This window comes from Parahaliea mediterranea, assembly GCF_017255185.1.
Taxonomy (GTDB): Bacteria; Pseudomonadota; Gammaproteobacteria; order Pseudomonadales; family Halieaceae; genus JAFKCZ01.
Window position 1 is genome coordinate 1 of sequence record NZ_JAFKCZ010000001.1, and the last position, 16,299, is coordinate 16,299.

General features: G+C 67.1%; 11 protein-coding genes, 1 pseudogene and 1 riboswitch. Of the genes and pseudogenes, 11 read left to right on the forward strand and 1 reads right to left on the reverse strand.

Annotated elements, in window-relative coordinates; all coding sequences use genetic code 11:
• The 10 genes and pseudogenes from tuf to JYP50_RS00050 form a co-directional block, all read left to right on the forward strand.
• A pseudogene (tuf, locus tag JYP50_RS00005) lies at positions 1–240 on the forward strand (elongation factor Tu); the annotation flags it as partial.
• Between the two features lie 743 nt (positions 241–983).
• Positions 984–1,595: an FMN-dependent NADH-azoreductase gene (locus JYP50_RS00010; protein ID WP_206558404.1), complete on the forward strand. Its 612-nt coding sequence runs from the start codon at positions 984–986 to the stop codon at positions 1,593–1,595.
• 97 nt (positions 1,596–1,692) lie between these two features.
• Positions 1,693–1,885: riboswitch (cobalamin riboswitch) on the forward strand.
• A gap of 264 nt (positions 1,886–2,149) precedes the next feature.
• Entirely contained in the window at positions 2,150–4,300 is a 2,151-nt protein-coding gene (locus JYP50_RS00015) for a TonB-dependent receptor (protein WP_206558405.1), read from the forward strand.
• 44 nt (positions 4,301–4,344) lie between these two features.
• Positions 4,345–5,832, forward strand: a complete 1,488-nt coding sequence (locus tag JYP50_RS00020) for a PepSY domain-containing protein (protein ID WP_206558406.1) — start codon at positions 4,345–4,347, stop codon at positions 5,830–5,832.
• 80 nt (positions 5,833–5,912) lie between these two features.
• Positions 5,913–7,673 carry a TonB-dependent receptor domain-containing protein gene (locus JYP50_RS00025; protein ID WP_206558407.1) on the forward strand — a complete coding sequence of 587 codons (1,761 nt, stop codon included), beginning with the start codon at positions 5,913–5,915 and terminating at the stop codon, positions 7,671–7,673.
• Between the two features lie 49 nt (positions 7,674–7,722).
• Positions 7,723–8,655: an adenosylcobinamide-phosphate synthase CbiB gene (gene cbiB, locus JYP50_RS00030; RefSeq protein ID WP_206558408.1), complete on the forward strand. Its 933-nt coding sequence runs from the start codon at positions 7,723–7,725 to the stop codon at positions 8,653–8,655.
• On the forward strand, positions 8,646–9,695 hold the full coding sequence (gene cobD / locus JYP50_RS00035) for a threonine-phosphate decarboxylase CobD (RefSeq protein ID WP_206558409.1): 1,050 nt from the start codon (positions 8,646–8,648) through the stop codon (positions 9,693–9,695). The genes cbiB and cobD overlap by 10 nt, the downstream gene beginning before the upstream one ends.
• The gene (locus JYP50_RS00040) at positions 9,692–14,059 is read left to right on the forward strand and encodes a cobaltochelatase subunit CobN (protein ID WP_206558410.1); all 4,368 of its coding nucleotides are present in this window, start codon (positions 9,692–9,694) and stop codon (positions 14,057–14,059) included. Before cobD ends, JYP50_RS00040 begins: the two co-directional genes overlap by 4 nt.
• A 15-nt stretch (positions 14,060–14,074) precedes the next feature.
• Complete coding sequence (locus tag JYP50_RS00045) at positions 14,075–14,536, forward strand: MotA/TolQ/ExbB proton channel family protein (RefSeq protein ID WP_241262672.1); 462 nt, start codon at positions 14,075–14,077, stop codon at positions 14,534–14,536.
• Positions 14,536–14,847, forward strand: a complete 312-nt coding sequence (locus JYP50_RS00050; RefSeq protein WP_206558411.1) for a DUF2149 domain-containing protein — start codon at positions 14,536–14,538, stop codon at positions 14,845–14,847. Before JYP50_RS00045 ends, JYP50_RS00050 begins: the two co-directional genes overlap by 1 nt.
• A 187-nt stretch (positions 14,848–15,034) precedes the next feature.
• On the opposite strand, the gene JYP50_RS00055 is transcribed toward JYP50_RS00050, so the two are convergent.
• Positions 15,035–15,433 carry a TM2 domain-containing protein gene (locus tag JYP50_RS00055; RefSeq protein ID WP_347136694.1) on the reverse strand — a complete coding sequence of 133 codons (399 nt, stop codon included), beginning with the start codon at positions 15,431–15,433 and terminating at the stop codon, positions 15,035–15,037.
• Positions 15,434–15,928: 495 nt separating this feature from the next.
• On the opposite strand from JYP50_RS00055, the gene rpsJ reads away from it, so the two are divergent.
• The gene (rpsJ, locus tag JYP50_RS00060) at positions 15,929–16,240 is read left to right on the forward strand and encodes a 30S ribosomal protein S10 (protein ID WP_206558412.1); all 312 of its coding nucleotides are present in this window, start codon (positions 15,929–15,931) and stop codon (positions 16,238–16,240) included.
• Positions 16,241–16,299 lie beyond the last annotated feature (59 nt).

Here is a 16,299-nt window from a genome sequence, read left to right on the forward strand (position 1 = left end):
GAGGGTGGCCGTCACACGCCGTTCTTCAAGGGTTACCGCCCGCAGTTCTACTTCCGTACCACCGACGTGACCGGCGCTTGCGAGCTGCCCGAAGGCGTTGAGATGGTGATGCCGGGCGATAACGTGCAGATGGTTGCCACGCTGATCGCGCCGATCGCGATGGAAGAAGGCCTGCGCTTCGCCATCCGCGAAGGCGGCCGCACCGTGGGTGCCGGCGTCGTAGCCAAGATCATCGAGTAATTCGAGATCGAATTAGGCTCCCACACGGCCGCCGCAGCGGATTCAATCCGCGACAAATTTGCCTGGAGCAAATTTGGACGGCCGCAGGCCGGCCCGCAGGGCGGAGGGCAGGAAGCCCGAAGCAACGCGGCCGCACCGTGGGTGCTGGCGTCGTAGCCAAGATCATCGAGTAATTCGAGATCGAATAAGGCTCCCACACGGCCGCCGTAGCGGATTCAATCCGCGACAAATTTGCCTGGAGCAAATTTGGCCGGCCGCAGGCCGGCCCGCAGGGCGGAGGGCAGGAAGCCCGAAGCAACGCGGCCGCACCGTGGGTGCTGGCGTCGTAGCCAAGATCATCGAGTAAGTCTCGGCGATCACAAGCAGTACCGAAAAGCCCGGCCATGCGCCGGGCTTTTTATTGGGGACGGATACCTATTTCCCGCTCAATTTGGTGGAAATACGTATCCGTCCCGAATGGCACAGACTTAAGTGAAAAACAGGGTATTTTGCCCTCTGTAGGGTCGAATTCATTCGACCAATAAAGGCGCTCACGGCATCAATGGCCGAATAAATTCGGCCCTACAACGGTTAAGAAAGTGCCATTCGGGCCGGATACCTATTCCCCACTCAGTTCGACGGGAATTAGGTATCCGCTCTTTTTTTGTCCGTAAAAACCGAAAGTTAGCTGCTAGTTTTTGCGATTTTTATTCTGTCCGATAGAACTATCATGGTCTCAACTCCAACGACTTGAGGACCAAACCATGAAGCAAGTACTAGTACTGAACTCCAGCCTGAACGGCGCACAGGGTAACTCCAGCCGCCTGGCCAGCCAGTTTGTCTCTGCGCTGCGGCAGCGCGGCGAGATCGAAGTCACCGAGCGCGACCTGGCCAATTCGGACCTGCCGCACCTGGGCGCCGAGGAAATGCGGGCCTGGGCGACGCCGGCGGATGAGCGCGATGCGCGGCAGGGCGAGTTGGCGAAAATCTCCGATGATTTGATTGGCGAACTGCAACTGGCCGATACCCTGGTGGTTGGCATGCCCTTGTACAACTTCGGTATACCGTCGGTATTCAAAGCCTGGATAGACCGCATCGCCCGGGCCGGCATTACCTTCAAATACACCGAGTCCGGCCCGCAGGGCTTGCTGCAGGGCAAGAAAGTCTATGTACTGGCGGCCCGCGGCGGTGTGTATGCCGGGACCGATACGGATACCCAAAGCCAGTACCTGAAGAATGTGTTCGCCTTTGTCGGCTTGAGCGATGTCGAATTCATCTACGCCGAAGGGCTGGCCATGGGCGACAAGGCTGCCGAGCTTGCCTGGGCGCAGGCCGATGAGAAGATCGGTGAACTGATGAACAGTCAGGCGGCATAAGCCACCTTAATCGGGGACGGATACCTATTTCCGCCAGGGGCCGGAATAGGTATCCGTCCCCGTTTGCTTTTTGACTCAACGCGAAAAAGCCGGATATACTCCGCGCCCTGCATCAGGTGCCTGTTCGTTCGTCCCTCGCCGGGACGTTCTGGGACAGGGTAAACGGGAAGTAAGGTGCGTCGCGGCAATTCACTGGCCGCCGCCGACAATGCCTTCGCTGCCCCCGCAACGGTCCGGAGTGCTCCGTGAGCGCTTCCAAGCCCGAAACCGGCCTGGTAGTGAGCCCCATCCGTCTGGATGGTCATCACGCGCAGAGCTACGACGGCGAAGCGGCGGGCTTCTCGGGTTGGTGCATATTGCCCCGGTGTGTCTGTGGCACCGGTACGCCCCTCCCTCATCCTCTCCATTTCGCCGTCGGGCTGATTACTTGAACAGTAATGCGGTGAAGAAGCGGAGGGCTTCGTAAGCTGGCAGCAGCCGTCGACTCAGGCGGGGCTATGGCCTGTGTTTCTCCTCCCTCTTACGCACTGCCGACAACGCGTATGAGGATCGTCATGTCACACTTGCAGCAGAATATTGCCCGGCAGCGCCTGGCGGTCGCGGTTGCGGCTGCCCTGGCGGCTGTTCCGGCCCTCGCCCAGCAGGGCGGTATGAAAGTGGCCCAGCAAGCCGAAATGGAAGAGCTTGAAGTGCGCGCGGCGTCGCTGGATCGCCGCGGCCTGGCGCTGGATTCCGCCAACGGCGCGGGCGGTCGTCTCGGCCTGTCCGCGATGGACACCCCCGCGAGTGTGGAAATCGTCAGCAAGGAGGCCATCGCGCTCAAGGGCGATTTTTCCGGCAATGCCGCGGTGACCCGTGCAACCGGTTTCGCGTCCAGCGCCAGCCCGGGCAACGGCGGTTCCTCTACCTCGGTGCGCGGCTTCAACGGCCATGGCTCCGTGGTCACCACCTACGATGGCACCCGCCTGTATGTCGGTTCGGGGACCGTGAATTTTCCCGCCGACACCTGGACCGTGGAGCGAGTGGAGGTACTGCGCGGCCCCGGTTCGGTGATTAACGGCGTGGGCGCCATTGGCGCCACCCTGAACTACGTGCCCAAGCGCCCGGAGTTCGAGCCTATCACTACAGAGTTCGACGTCACCGGCGGCAGCAACGACCTGAGGCGGTTTGCCGTCGGTAGCGGCGGCGCGCTGGGCGATAGCGTCGCCTTCCGCCTGGATGTGGTCAATCACCGCAGTGACGGCTATGTGGACCGCGCCGAGGAGGATCGCACCGCCGTGGCCGGGGCGCTGTTGTTCCGCCCCACGGACGACCTCGATATTCGCCTGAGCGTCGATTTCGCCGACACCGAAGACGCGCCCTACTGGGGAGCGCCCCTGGTTGACGGCGAGGTCCCGGGGGACATTCGCCGCAACAATTACAACGTCGCGGACGCCATCGTCGCCTACCAGGACCTGTGGCCGCGCCTGAATCTGAACTGGCGCATCAACGACAATCTGGAACTGCGCAGCGACACTTTCTATATGGACTCCGAACGCCAGTGGCGCAATGTGGAGTCCTACGACTACAACGCCGCGAGCGGCGAGGTGGATCGCTCTTTCTACCTGGAAATCCTGCACGACCAGGAGCAGCTGGGTAACCGCAGCGACCTGTTGTGGCGCGGCAGTATCGCCGGCATGGAAAACCGGTTGAGCGTGGGTGCCGAAGTCAATGTCATTAACTTCAGCCACCTCAATAACTCTCCCTACGCGGGCGGCAGCAGCGTGGACCTCGACAAGCCCGTGCCAGGTCGATGGGCCGATGGCGTGGGCAGCGAAACCACGGCGGATTTCGATACCGAGACCACCCAGGGGGCCGTTTTCGTCGACAACGTACTGGCGCTCTCCGAGCAGTGGCAGTTGGTGGCCGGTTTGCGTTACGACCGGATCGACTACGAGCGCGACGACCGCGCCCGCAGCAACGGCCAGGCAGCGGGTTCCATCGACTCCGAGCTGTCCGGCAGCAGCTGGCGCCTGGGGGCGGTATACCAGCCCAACGACTACACCAGCCTGTACGCCCAGGCCAGCACCGCGATGGATTCGATCCAGTCGATCCTCAGCGCCAGTAATCCCGACCTGGACCTCGCCGAGGGCGAGCAGCTGGAGCTGGGCATCAAGCAGCAGTTCATGGACGGCCGCCTGCAGTACACCGTGGCGCTGTACGACATCACCAAGCATGACTTGGTCAGTGCCGACCCGGGCGGCGTGCAACGCCAGATCGGCGAACAGTCCTCCCGCGGAGTTGAGTTCGAGCTGTTCTGGCTGCCGCTGGACACCCTCAGCGTGGACCTGAACATGGCCTTCACCGACCCCGAGTACGAGGAGTTTGTCAGCGGTGACAGCGACTACAGCGGCAACACCCCGCGCAATGTGCCCGAGCGGACCGCCAACCTGTGGCTGACCTGGCAGGCGATGCCGGCATGGACCGTGTCCGGTGGCCTGCGCTACGTCGGCGAGCGCTATCTCAATGACGCCAATAGCGCCGAGCTGCCCGATTACACGGTGTGGGACGCCACCTTGCAGTGGCAGGTGAACGACCAGCTGCGCGTGAGTCTGCGCGGCAAGAACCTGTCGGACAGCGAGGATTATGTACTGGCGCCCTATGGCAACCAGTGGATTCTCGGCGACGGGCGCACCGCGGAAGTCGGCCTGAACTACCGCTTCTAAGGTGTGCCGGCGCCGGGGTGTCGCCCCGGCGCCGCGATTGAACCGTGAAAATCAAACGCTGGATATACCTGACACACCGCTGGCTGGGGATCGGCATGTGCCTGTTGATGGCCATGTGGTTCTTCACCGGCGTGGTTATGATGTACGTCGGTTTCCCGGCACTGTCCGTGTCGGAGCGACTGCAGGGGCTGCCGGTGCTGGAACCCGCGCAACTGCGGGTGCCGGTTTCGCGCCTGCTCGAGCGCCTGCCACCGGAAGGGGAGGTTGTTTCACTGCGCCTGACCACGGTGCTGGAACGCCCGGCTTACGTGTTGCTCGACGGTTCCGGGAACCGGCATGTGCTGTTTGCCGACAATGGCGAATGGTTGGGCGAGGTCGGTGCCCGGCAGGCCCTGCGCGCGGCGGCGCAGTTCGCCGCGAGCCACGGCCTTGCCCTGGCGCCGGGAGCGCGGGCGGAGTCACTTGCGATGGACCAGTGGACCGTGTCCAGTAGCCTGCACGGCCACCGCCCCCTGTACCGGGTGCCCTTGGCCGATGCCGCCGGCACCGAGCTCTATGTCTCCTCGCGCACCGCCGAGGTGGTGCGTGACACCACCAGCCGCGAGCGTGTTTGGAACTGGTTGGGAGCCAACCTGCACTGGCTCTATCCCATGCAGCTGCGCCGCCACCCCACGCTGTGGCACTGGGTGATCGTGGTGCTCTCCATCATTGGCCTGGTGTCCATCGTCACCGGGGGAATCGTCGGTGTCCAGCGCCTGCGCATCCGCCGGCGCTATCGCGGTCGCGACATCACCCCCTATCGGGGGATGATGAAGTGGCATCACATCCTGGGGCTGGTGACCCTGGTGTTCCTGCTCACTTTTATGCTCAGCGGCCTGTTGTCGATGAACCCCTTTGGGGTGTTCTCCGCGCGCCAGCCCGGGGTGGATGTGAAGCGGGCGCTGACCGGTGGCACCACCGTCGCCGACCACCGGCGCGACGTTCCCGCGATGGCCCACCTTCACGGCGCGCTGTCCCGGGGGGAGCCGGTCAGGGAGGTGCGCTGGCTGCGACTCGGCGGCCGGGGCTATCAGGTGCTTATAGCCGATGCCCACCGTTACCGGGCGCTGTTGCCGCCCGACTGGCCGGCTGACGCGACACCGGCGGATCTGGCGCGCCGCGCCATTACCGCGTCACTGCCGCCCGGCGCGGTGGTCGATGCGCGTGAACTCCAACATTACGACAACTACTACTACTCACACCACCAGCGCTGGCGGCCGCTGCCGGTGTTGCGCATGCGCACATCGGGGCCACTGGGCAGCTGGTTTTATATCGATGCATCCACGGGGGAATTACTGCAATGGACTACTACCAAAAATCGCGTGCAACGCTGGCTGTACCACGGCTTGCACAGCCTGGACTTCGCTTTCCTGATCAACCGGCGCCCCTTGTGGGACGCTGTGGTGATCGCTCTGAGCGCGCTCGGAATGGCCTTGTCGGGAAGCAGCGTGATCGTCGCCTGGCGGCGCCTGCGGCCGCGCCGCGCCCCCTGATCGCCGCACTGGCGGCGGCACTGGCGACTGCCTTCGCGCTGCCCGCGCAGGCGTCCGAGGCCCCGCGGGAGGAGTTGGTGGTGACCGCCACCCGCACGCCGGTGAAGGCGGCGGACGCCCTGTCCTCGGTGACCGTGGTGTCGCGGGATGAGATCGCCGAGCTGCAACCCCTGGACCTGGTGGATATCATGCGCAAGCAGCCGGGCATGGATATCAGCCAGAGCGGCGGTCCGGGCTCCAGCGCCAGTCTGTTTCTGCGCGGCAGCGCCAGCGACCACACGCTGTTTTTGGTGGACGGCCAGCGCATCGGCAGCGCCACCCTCGGCAGCACCAGCTTCCAGTTCCTCAACCCCGAGCAGATTGAACGCATCGAGGTGGTGCGCGGCGCCCACTCCAGCCTGTACGGCTCGGACGCCATCGGCGGCGTGGTGCAGGTATTCACGCGCGACGGCAGCGGCGCGCCGGGTAGCTATGTCAGCACCACCGCCGGCAGTCACAACCAGTACCAACTCGCCGCGGGGGCCAACGGCACCAGCGGCGCGTGGCGCTATGGCCTTAACGCCTCCTACCTGGAGACCGACGGCATCGACAATCTGGAGGACGACAGCGGCAACAACGGCGACGACGACGGCTACCGCAACAAGTCCCTCAACGGCAGCCTCGGCTACCGCTTCGCCAACGATGCCGACATCAGCCTGCGCTATCTGGCGGTGGGGACCCGCAACGAATACGACGACGCCTACAACTCCGACCACAGGCCCTACAGCGACGGCTGGATGCAAAACATCAACCTGCGCGGTCGCCTGCCGGTCACCGAGGCCTGGCTGTCCACCCTGTCGCTGGGGCGCTCGACCGACGACACCGACAACTACGACGGCGTCAGCGGTACCAACACCGGCCACTTCCGCACCACGCGGGAACAGCTGTTCTGGCAGAACGACGTCACCTTTGCCGACGAGCAGGTGCTCACCCTCGCCTACGAGTACTACGACGACGGGGTCGACGCCAGTTCCCTGTACCAGGGCGCCGATGGGCGGCCGGTCAGCAACCGCAGCAACGAGGCCTGGATGGCGGAGCTGCAATTGCACTGGTCGCGACTGGACGCGGTACTGGGCGCGCGCACCGACGACAACGAGGAATTCGGCGAACAGACCACCGGCAGCATCGCGCTGGGCCTGGACATCGACGGCGCGCACCGGCTCACCGCCAGCTGGGCGGAGGGCTTCAAGGCGCCGACCTTCAACGACCTGTACTGGCCCGCGAGCGCCTACACCGCCGGCAATCCCGACCTGGTGCCGGAGACCTCGGAAAACCGTGAACTCGGTATCCGCGGCGATTACCGCCGCTGGCAGTGGTCGTTGACCTACTTCGAGAATGACGTCGAGAACCTGATCAACTGGGCTCCCGGGGAGGATTTCGTTTACCGGCCCTATAACGTCGCCGACGCCCGCATCCGCGGCGGCGAATTCATCTCCACGGCGCGGTGGGGCGAGTGGCGGCTCGAGGCCTCCTATACCTATGTCGAGGCGCGGGACGACGGCAGCGATACCCTGCTGCCCAATCGCGCGCGGTCCAATTTCGTGGCCAATCTCGATCGCGGCCTCGGCCGCTGGCAGCTGGGTCTCTCGCTCAAGGCCCAGGACAAGCGTTACTCCAACGCGTCCAACAGCGAGTCCCTGCCGGGCTACGCCACGGTCGGCGTGCGCGCCCACTACGAACTGGCCGAGGGGCTGCGGCTGAAGGCGCGGGTCGACAACCTGTTGGACAAGGACTACCAGCTCAATGCGGGCTACAACCAGGACGGCGTGAATTTTCAGCTGGGCCTGAGTTACAGCCTGTAGTGGCGCGCGGGCAGGCAGTGGAGGCCCGGCGGGGCGGGAGGGGCTGGCAGTGAGTTTGTCGCTGCTCCTCGCCCTGTTGCTCGATACCGCGCTGGGAGAGCCCCGGCGCTGGCATCCGCTGGCGGGCTTTGGCGCCCTGGCCGGTGCCCTGGAGCGACGCTGGAACCGGCCCGGGGTGGCGGCGCGCGCGCGGGTGTGGCGGGGCGCGTTGGCGTGGCTGCTGCTGGTGGTGCCGCCCAGCGCGGCGCTGTGGTGGTTGCTTGCGGCGCTCGCGCCACTGCCGTCCGCCGCCGTGGGGGTCGTGGTGCTCTATCTGTGTGTGGGCAACCGCAGTCTTGCCGAGCACGCGGGGGCGGTGAAGTTGGCCCTGGTGGAAGGCGATTTGCCGCGGGCGCGCAGATCGGTGGCGATGTTGGTGAGCCGGGAAACGGGCGCCCTCGATGAACGCGGCGTCAGCCGCGCCGCCGTGGAATCGGTGTTGGAGAACGGCAGCGACGCGGTGATCGCACCGCTGTTCTGGTTCGCCGTGGGCGGCGCGCCAGCCGCGCTGGCCCACCGCCTCGTCAATACCCTGGACGCCTGCTGGGGCTACCGCAACGACCGCTATTGCCACTTCGGACGGGTGGCGGCGCGGGCGGACGATGCGCTCAACTGGCTGCCCGCGCGCTGTTGCGCGCTGCTCTATGCCTTGGCGGGCCGGTTCCGCCCGGCGCTGCGCTGTTGGCTGCGCCAGGGGCGGCGGGCCGCCAGCCCCAATGCGGGGCCGGTAATGAGCGCCGGCGCCGGCGCCCTGGCCATCTGGGTCGGGGGGCCGGCGGTGTACCACGGCAAGCTGGAGCCCCGGCCGGTGCTGGGGCTCGGGCGCGAGGCCGAACCCGCGGATATCGCCCAGGCGGTTTACCTGCTGTGGCGCGCCACCGCGCTGTTTGTGCTGCTCGCCTGTGCGCTGCATTGGATTGCTGGGGGTGGCGGATGGCCCTGACGCATGGCGGCAACCTCAACGCGGCGATGGCGCGCTTCGGTGGCCGGCGCGAGCAGTGGCTCGATCTGTCCACCGGCATCAGTCCCCGGAGCTGGCCGGTGCCGCCGGTGCCGGAAGCCGTGTGGCAGCGTTTGCCGGAGGCGGACGACGACCTGGTCGCCGCCGCCGCCGGCTATTACGGCTGCGATGAACGCGGCGTGCTGCCGGTGCCGGGTTCCCAGCACGCCATCGCCCTGCTGCCGAGCCTGTGGCCGCGGGACGCGGTGGCCCTGCCCCGCTGGGGCTACGAGGAGCACCGCGCCGCCTGGGAGGCGGCGGGGCACCGTTGCACGTTCTACCGCGACCTGGCCGAGCTGGAAGCCCGGGTTGCCGACGAGGCCGTGCATTACGCGGTGGTCATCAATCCCAACAACCCCCTGGGTGAGCTGTTCGACCCGGCCTCGCTGCTGGCACTGGCGAGTGCGCTGGGCGAGCGCGGCGGGCGCCTGTTGGTGGACGAGGCCTTCATCGATCACGGCTCGGGCGACAGCCTGATCCCGGTCGCGCACCCGGCGGTGGTGGTGCTGCGTTCGGTGGGCAAGTTCTTTGGCCTGGCGGGGCTGCGGCTCGGTTTTGCGCTGGCGCCGAGGCGCGAAATCGCCGCGCTGGCGGCGGCCACCAATCCCTGGGCGGTGAGTCACCCGGCGCGCTGGATTGGCGCCGCGGCGCTGGCGGATACCCGCTGGCAGGCGCGGCAGCGGCTGTGGATCGAGGAAGTGGGGAACCGCTGGCGGCGGGATATCCAGGCGCTCTTGCCGGGGCGCGCGGTGCGCGGCGCCGGTCTGTTCGCCAGCGTGTCGCTGCCGGCCAAAACCGCCCTGGGACTGCAGGTGGCCGCGGCCGGGCAGGCCCTGTGGCTGCGGGTCTACGGCCCCCGGGGCGACGAGGCGGTGGTGCGTTTCGGCCTGCCGCCGCCGGGGCGGGAGCGGGATGCCCGCGAGCGCCTGCGGCGGGCGGTGGGGAATTGCGAGGATTTACGGGAATTGGGATTGGGACAATGAAAACAGTCACACGCACTTTGGCGGCAAGCGGATACAGACAGTGGCGATGGGTGCTGGCGCTGTTGCTGGTGCTGGTATCCGGGCGCGGATTCGCCGCCAGCCTGTTCGCGGTGGTCTCCGACCGCTCGGCGGCGGAGCTCGCCGCCGGCGCCGCGCTCTTCGACCGGCGTCATCCCGGGCACAAACTGGTGATGCGCACCACCAGCCAGCTGGACGAGCTCGGCGATGCCGAGCTGGCCGGGTACTGGCGCGCCGCCGACGCCGTGCTGCTGGCGGCGGCCTTTGGCGACAGTGTGGTGCCGCGACTCCAGCGCCTGGCCGCCGCCGCGCCGCTGGCGGCCGATACCCCCCTGCTGGTGGTCAATTCCGACCGGCAACTGCTGCCCCTCAGCCAGCTCGACGGGCGGCGGCCCATGGCGCGCCTGGACAAGGCTTCGCTGGACACTCTCACCAGCAACCCCGGCGCCGGCGACGATCCGGCGGCCCACTACACCAGCCTGGGCGAGCGCTTTCCGCAACAAGCGGCCTGGCTGGCTGGCCACGCCTATTGGAACAGCCGCGGCAGCGAGAACAGCGCCGGCCTGATCGCCTGGCTGCTGGCCCGCAGCGGCGCGGCGGTCGAGGTGCCCGCGCCTATCTACCGCGAAGCGCTGCGCTACTACCGGCACGGCCGCGTGGTGAAGGCCGGCGAATTGGGCCTGCGGGCCGGGACGCCCGCGGTGGCCCTGCTGGATACGGATGCCGGTGACCAGATGGGCAATCGCGGCCTGCTGGACACCCTTTGCCAGCGCCTGGAAGCGGCGGGGGCGCAGTGTTTCGCGGTGCTGGCGCGCTGGGGCGCGGCCAGTCTCACCGCGGTGGAGTCCCTGCCTGACATCAGTGCCCCCGCGGAGCTGGGCGCCATCGTCAGCCTGCAGGGCTTCGTGGTCGGCGGCGGCGACGGCTGGGAAGCCGTGGCCGCGGCGCTGGAGGGGTTGGATGTGCCGGTGTTGTCCGCCATTCGCCTGGCGACCCGCACCGAGGCCGAGTGGCGGCTGTCCGGCGATGGCATTCCGGTGGGAGAGGTCCATTACCGGGTGGGCATGCCGGAGTTCCAGGGCGTGAGCCAGCCGCTGGTGGTTGCCGCCGCCGAGGCGCCGAGCATCGACCCGCTGACCGGCCTGCGGCTCGCCGTGACCCGCCCCCTTCAGGGCGAGGTGGGGCGCCTGGTGCGCCGTATCGACAACTGGCTGGCCCTGCGGCGCAAGGCCAATGGCGACAAGCGGGTGGCCATCGTCTACTACAACCATCCCCCGGGGCGGCACAATATCGGCGCAGACAACCTCGATGTGCCGGCCTCCCTGTGGCATATCCTGAAACGCCTGCAGACGGCTGGCTACGATACCGGCGAGCTGCCGGCCACGCCGGACGCCCTGCTGGAGCAGATCCAGCAACGCGGCATCAATCTGCCGGAAAACGGCGAGGCGCTGCGGCGCATGGCGCCACTGGTGGCCAGCGTGGACGGCGCCGCCTATCGTCAGTGGTTTGACGGCCTGCCGGAGACCGTGCGCGCGGGGGTCAGCGAGGGCCCGGTGGCGCTGCTGCTGGCGCGGGTGCGCGAGGCCCTGGACCTGGAGCGGCCGGAGCGGGCCCGGGAGATCGTGCACACTGCGGTCCACGACCTGGAGCACGTGCTCGAGGCCATCCGCCATCCGGCCCGGGAGCGCGCCCTGAACCTGCTGGCGCAGCTGGAGGCGGTGCTCGACGCGCTTGCGGAGCGCGAGGGCGACTGGGGCGAGGCCCGGACCCTGGCGCGCGCACTGGAAGCGACCGGGGTGCCGGGCCTGCGGGGCTGGGGCGACCCCCCCGGCTGGGTGATGACCCACGGCGACAGCCTGCTGGTGCCGGGGCTGCGTTTCGGCAAGGTCTTTGTCGGCCCGCAGCCGCCGCGCGGGTGGGAGGTGGACGAGGAGTTGCTGCACGCCAACCTCAGCTTCCCGCCGCCGCACCAGTATCTGGCCTTCTACCGCTACCTGCAGGCGGATTTCGGGGCCGACGCGCTGATCCATCTCGGTCGCCACTCCACCTACGAGTTCCTGCCCGGGCGCGCCCTGGGGCTGACGGCCTCGGATTATCCCTCCCTGGTGGCCGGCGACGTGCCCGGCATCTACCCCTACATCGTCGACGGGGTCGGCGAGGGCCTGCAGGCCAAGCGCCGCGGGCTGGCGGTGATTGTCGACCACCTCACGCCGCCGCTGCGCACCACGCCGCTCTACGACGAACTGCTGCAACTGCGGCAGCTGGTGGAATCCTTCGAGGCCAGCGCCACCACCGGCTCCCCGGCCCGGGAGGAAGCGGTGGGCGAGATCCGCCGCAAGCTGTCGGTGCTGGACCTGGAGTCGGAGATCGCCGGGGAGATCGCCGCCGAGCACGGGGTGGAGAGCGTGGTGCTGGATCAGATCGACAACGAACTGCTGGTGCACGAGGTCGGCCACTACCTGACCGAAATGCAGGAGGCCTTCATGCCCCATGGCCTGCACATCTTCGGCCGTGACTGGAGCGCCGAGGCCCTGGACATGATGGTGGAATCCATGGCCGGCGAGGACGCACCGGACAGCGATCGCAATGCGTGGCGAGTTGCCCTGGCGGACTCGCCGGAGCGGGAAATGAACGCGCTGCTGGCCGCGCTCGATGGTCGCTTCGTGCCCCCCGGCAAGGGCAATGACCCGGTGCGCAGCCCGGAGGTGCTGCCCACCGGGCGCAACTTCCACGGTCTCAACGGCAGCCTGCTGCCCACCCGGGTCGGCTACGCCCTGGGGGCGCGGCTGGCGGCGCAGGCCCGGGCGCAGAGCCCGTCGTCCGACGGCAGCGAGGCGGTGGTGCTGTGGGCCTCGGATACGGTGCGCGACGAGGGCGCCGTGGTGGCTTTCGGCATGGACATGCTGGGGGTGCGCCCGGTGTGGAACAGCCGCGGTATCGTCGAGGGCCTGGAGCGGGTGCCGCTGTCCGGCGAGCGGGAGCGACGCGACGCGGTGTTTACCACCTCCGGCCTGTTTCGCGACCTCTACGGCGAACTACTGGTGTGGCTCGACAAGTCCGTGCGCCTGGCCCTGCAGGGTTCGGCGGCGACCATCGTGCGGGACTACCCGGCCCTGGCGCCGGCGCTCGAAGCCGCCCTGGCGCCGGTGGCGGACCTGGGCGAGCCCGGCGACGAGCCGCTGGCGCGCAACCGGGTGGCCCGGCACTGGGTGGAAGACGCCCGCGCCGCGCTCGAGGGGAATGCGCCGCCCGCCGAGGCCGGGGTGCGCGCCGTCTACCGGGTATTCGGGGACCCGCCGGGCAGCTACGGCGCCGGCATCAACCGCCTCGCGGAGCGCTCCGGGAGCTGGAGCGAGCGCGGCGAACTCGCGGCAACCTACCTCAACCGCATGGGGCACGCCTACGGGGTGGGCACGCAGGGCATGCCCGCACAGGCGGACTTTCGCGGCCGGCTCGCCACCGTCGAGCGGACCTATCTGGGGCGGGCCAGCAACCTCTACGGTCTGCTGGACAACAACGATGCCTTCGACTATCTCGGCGGCCTGAGCCTGGCGGTGGAGCAGGTGACCGGCAGCGCGCCGGACAACCGGGTGATCAACCACGCCGACCCGGGCAATGCCCGCATCGACCGGCTGGAGACGGCCCTGCTCGCCGAGCTGCGCGGTCGTTTCCTCAACCCGGCCTGGATCGAGCCGCTGATGGCACACGGCTACGCCGGCGCCCGCACCATGGGTAGCGAGTTCCTCGAATACCTCTGGGGCTGGCAGGTGACCAACCCGGAGATCGTGCGCTCCTGGGCCTGGGACGAGGTGAATGCCGTTTACTTCCAGGACAAGTACGAACTCGGGCTGGATGAATTCCTGGGGGAGGGCAGCAATGCCCACGTCAAGGCCAATATGTTGGCGGTGCTGTTGGTGGCGGCCCACAAGGGCTACTGGGAGGCCGACCAGGAAACCCTGGCCGCGGTGGCGGGGGAGTTCGCCACCCTGGTGGCGGCCAATGGCCTGCCCGGCAGCGGGCACACCGGCCCCGATCACCCGATGCTGGCCTGGATCGAGCCCCTGCTGGGCGAGGCCCAGGCGGCCGGTTTGCGGCAGGCGATGGCGGCCGCGCGCGGCGCCCCCCGGCGGCCGGAGAACAAGGCGGCGTCGACCATCGCCGAACTGCGGGCGCAAGACGGGGCGACGCAGGGCGAGGCCCCGGCAAAAACCGCCGATGACGCGTCGGGCGAGGCGCGCGAATCCGGCGAGTTGGCGGACCGGGCCCCCTGGCTGTTGCTGGCCGCCGCGCTGCTGATCGCCGGCGGCATGTTCGCCGGTGCCCGGCGCCGGCGAGAGCAGGTATAACAGGAGAGGTGTCCCATGTTTGATTCCGGATTGATAGCCCTGATGCACCCGCTGGTGAATATCCTGCTGCAGCCGGTGATTGCCGCGTTGATGCTGGTGGTGGCGCTGGCGCTGTGGGAGTTGGGCACCGCGGCGGGTGAGCGCCTGCTGGCCCTGCCGCGCCTGGTGGCGGCCGGCGACGCCGCGGAAGTGGAGCGGCTGGGCCGCCGGCGCATTCAGCGGGTGGATGTCATCACCCGCATCGGGCCGATGTTGGGGCTGATGGGGACGCTGATCCCGCTGGGGCCCGGCCTCGCGGCCCTCGGTCGCGGTGAGCTCGACATCCTGGCCACGGCCATGAGCGTGGCCTTCGACACCACCGTCCTGGGCCTGCTGGCGGGCATCGTCGGCTTCGTGCTGGGCCGCGCACGGCGCCTGTGGTATGAGCGTGCCCTGGAACATATCGAGGCCGCGGCGCCGGCCGGGGAGCGGGCCTGATGGCGCGCCGCGGGCTCACCCACAGCCGTTTCGACGAGCCGGAGGAGGAGCCCCTCGGCGGCTTGTCCAACCTGGTTGATATTGTGCTGGTCTTCGCCTGCGGATTGATGGCCGCCCTGGCCAGCCGCTACGGCTCGCTGCCCGAACAGCAGGCGCCGAGCGGGGGGCAGGAAGTGGTGCGCGGCACCGAGATGCCGCAGCTACCCCGGGGCGTGGGCGAGGCGGGCAGCGGCTACCAGTCGGTGGGCACGGTGTACCGGGACCCCGAGTCCGGCAAGCTGATCCTGGTGGGGGATAGCTCCGCGCCCTGAAACCATGGGGACGGATACCGAATTCCCGGGTATTCGGTATCTGTCCCGAATGGCAGTGACTTAACCGATGTAGGGCCGGGTTTATTCGGCCATTGATGCCGTGAGCACCGCTTTTGGTCGAATAAATTCGACCCTACAGAGGGCACAATACCCTGTTTTTGGCGCCAGTGAGGGGCCGTTTCTTATTCTAGCGTCGGCGGTTGAGTTCGGAGATTTGGCCGTTGAGGGTGAGCAGGTCGTACAGCAGGCCGATGCCGAACAGGCCCAGGGTCAGCAGGTAGAGCAGGCCGGTGAATATCTTGCCCATGTAGAAGCGGTGGATGCCGAACACCCCCAGGAAGGTGAGCAGTATCCAGGCCAGATCGTAGTCGGTGGGGCCGCTGTCGTACTTGAAGTCGGCATCGCGGGCCATGCCCGGGATCAGCAGCAGGTCGATGATCCAGCCGATGAAGAACAGCCCGAGGGTGAAGAACCAGATGGTTCCGGTGATTTGCTTGCCGTAGTAGAAGCGGTGGGCGCCGATAAAACCGAAGATCCACAACAGATAGCCCATGAAAACCGAATGGCTGGGGGGTTGGTGTTGCACGGGGGCGGCCTCCTTGCAAAACAATGGTGGAAATATAGTGTGGCGGCGGGCCGGGACGGTCAAGTTATAAAGGTCTTGTTTCTTATATGTTTATTGGCAGGTCGGCTGGCTAGCGGCCGCCCCGTAGCGCCTCTGCGCCATGTAGGGTCGAATTCATTCGACCAAAAAGCGGCGCAATAAATTGCGCCCTACAGGTGCCCGCGATGTAGGGGCGACAGCGGGCCCCGCTTTTTGGCATTTATTCGACCAGCCGACCGCCCTCTCTGGAGCCGGTCCCCGGGCCCGATCAAAAAACCGGCAAATTACCCTTGCATCCCCCCGCCGAATTGCCATAATACGCGCCGGCAAAAGCCCATGGAAACAAGTCGGATCCTCCGAAACTATTTACCATCGCCTGGTTGACACCCCACAGGTCGGTCTATAGAATTCGCGTTCCTTTTTTCGGGGGGCTCCGTTGCGGGTTCCTGGTTTTTTTATTAATTGGAGTTTGGTCAGGTGCAGAATCAACGCATTCGTATTCGCCTAAAGGCTTTTGACCATCGACTGATCGATACCTCGACTCAGGAGATTGTGGAAACGGCGCGCCGTACTGGCGCCCAGGTCAGGGGGCCGATCCCGCTTCCCACGCGGAAGGAAAAGTACACCGTGCTGGTTTCGCCGCACGTAAACAAGGACGCACGTGACCAGTACGAGATTCGTACGCACAAGCGTCTGCTTGACATCGTGGAGCCCACTGAAAAAACCGTGGACGCACTGATGAAACTGGACCTGGCAGCAGGTGTGGAAGTTCAGATCAGTCTTGGTTAACGAAAACTCGTAGCAAGACCCGCCCGGTCGCATCGGTGCGGCCGGGTGTGTAACAGCCC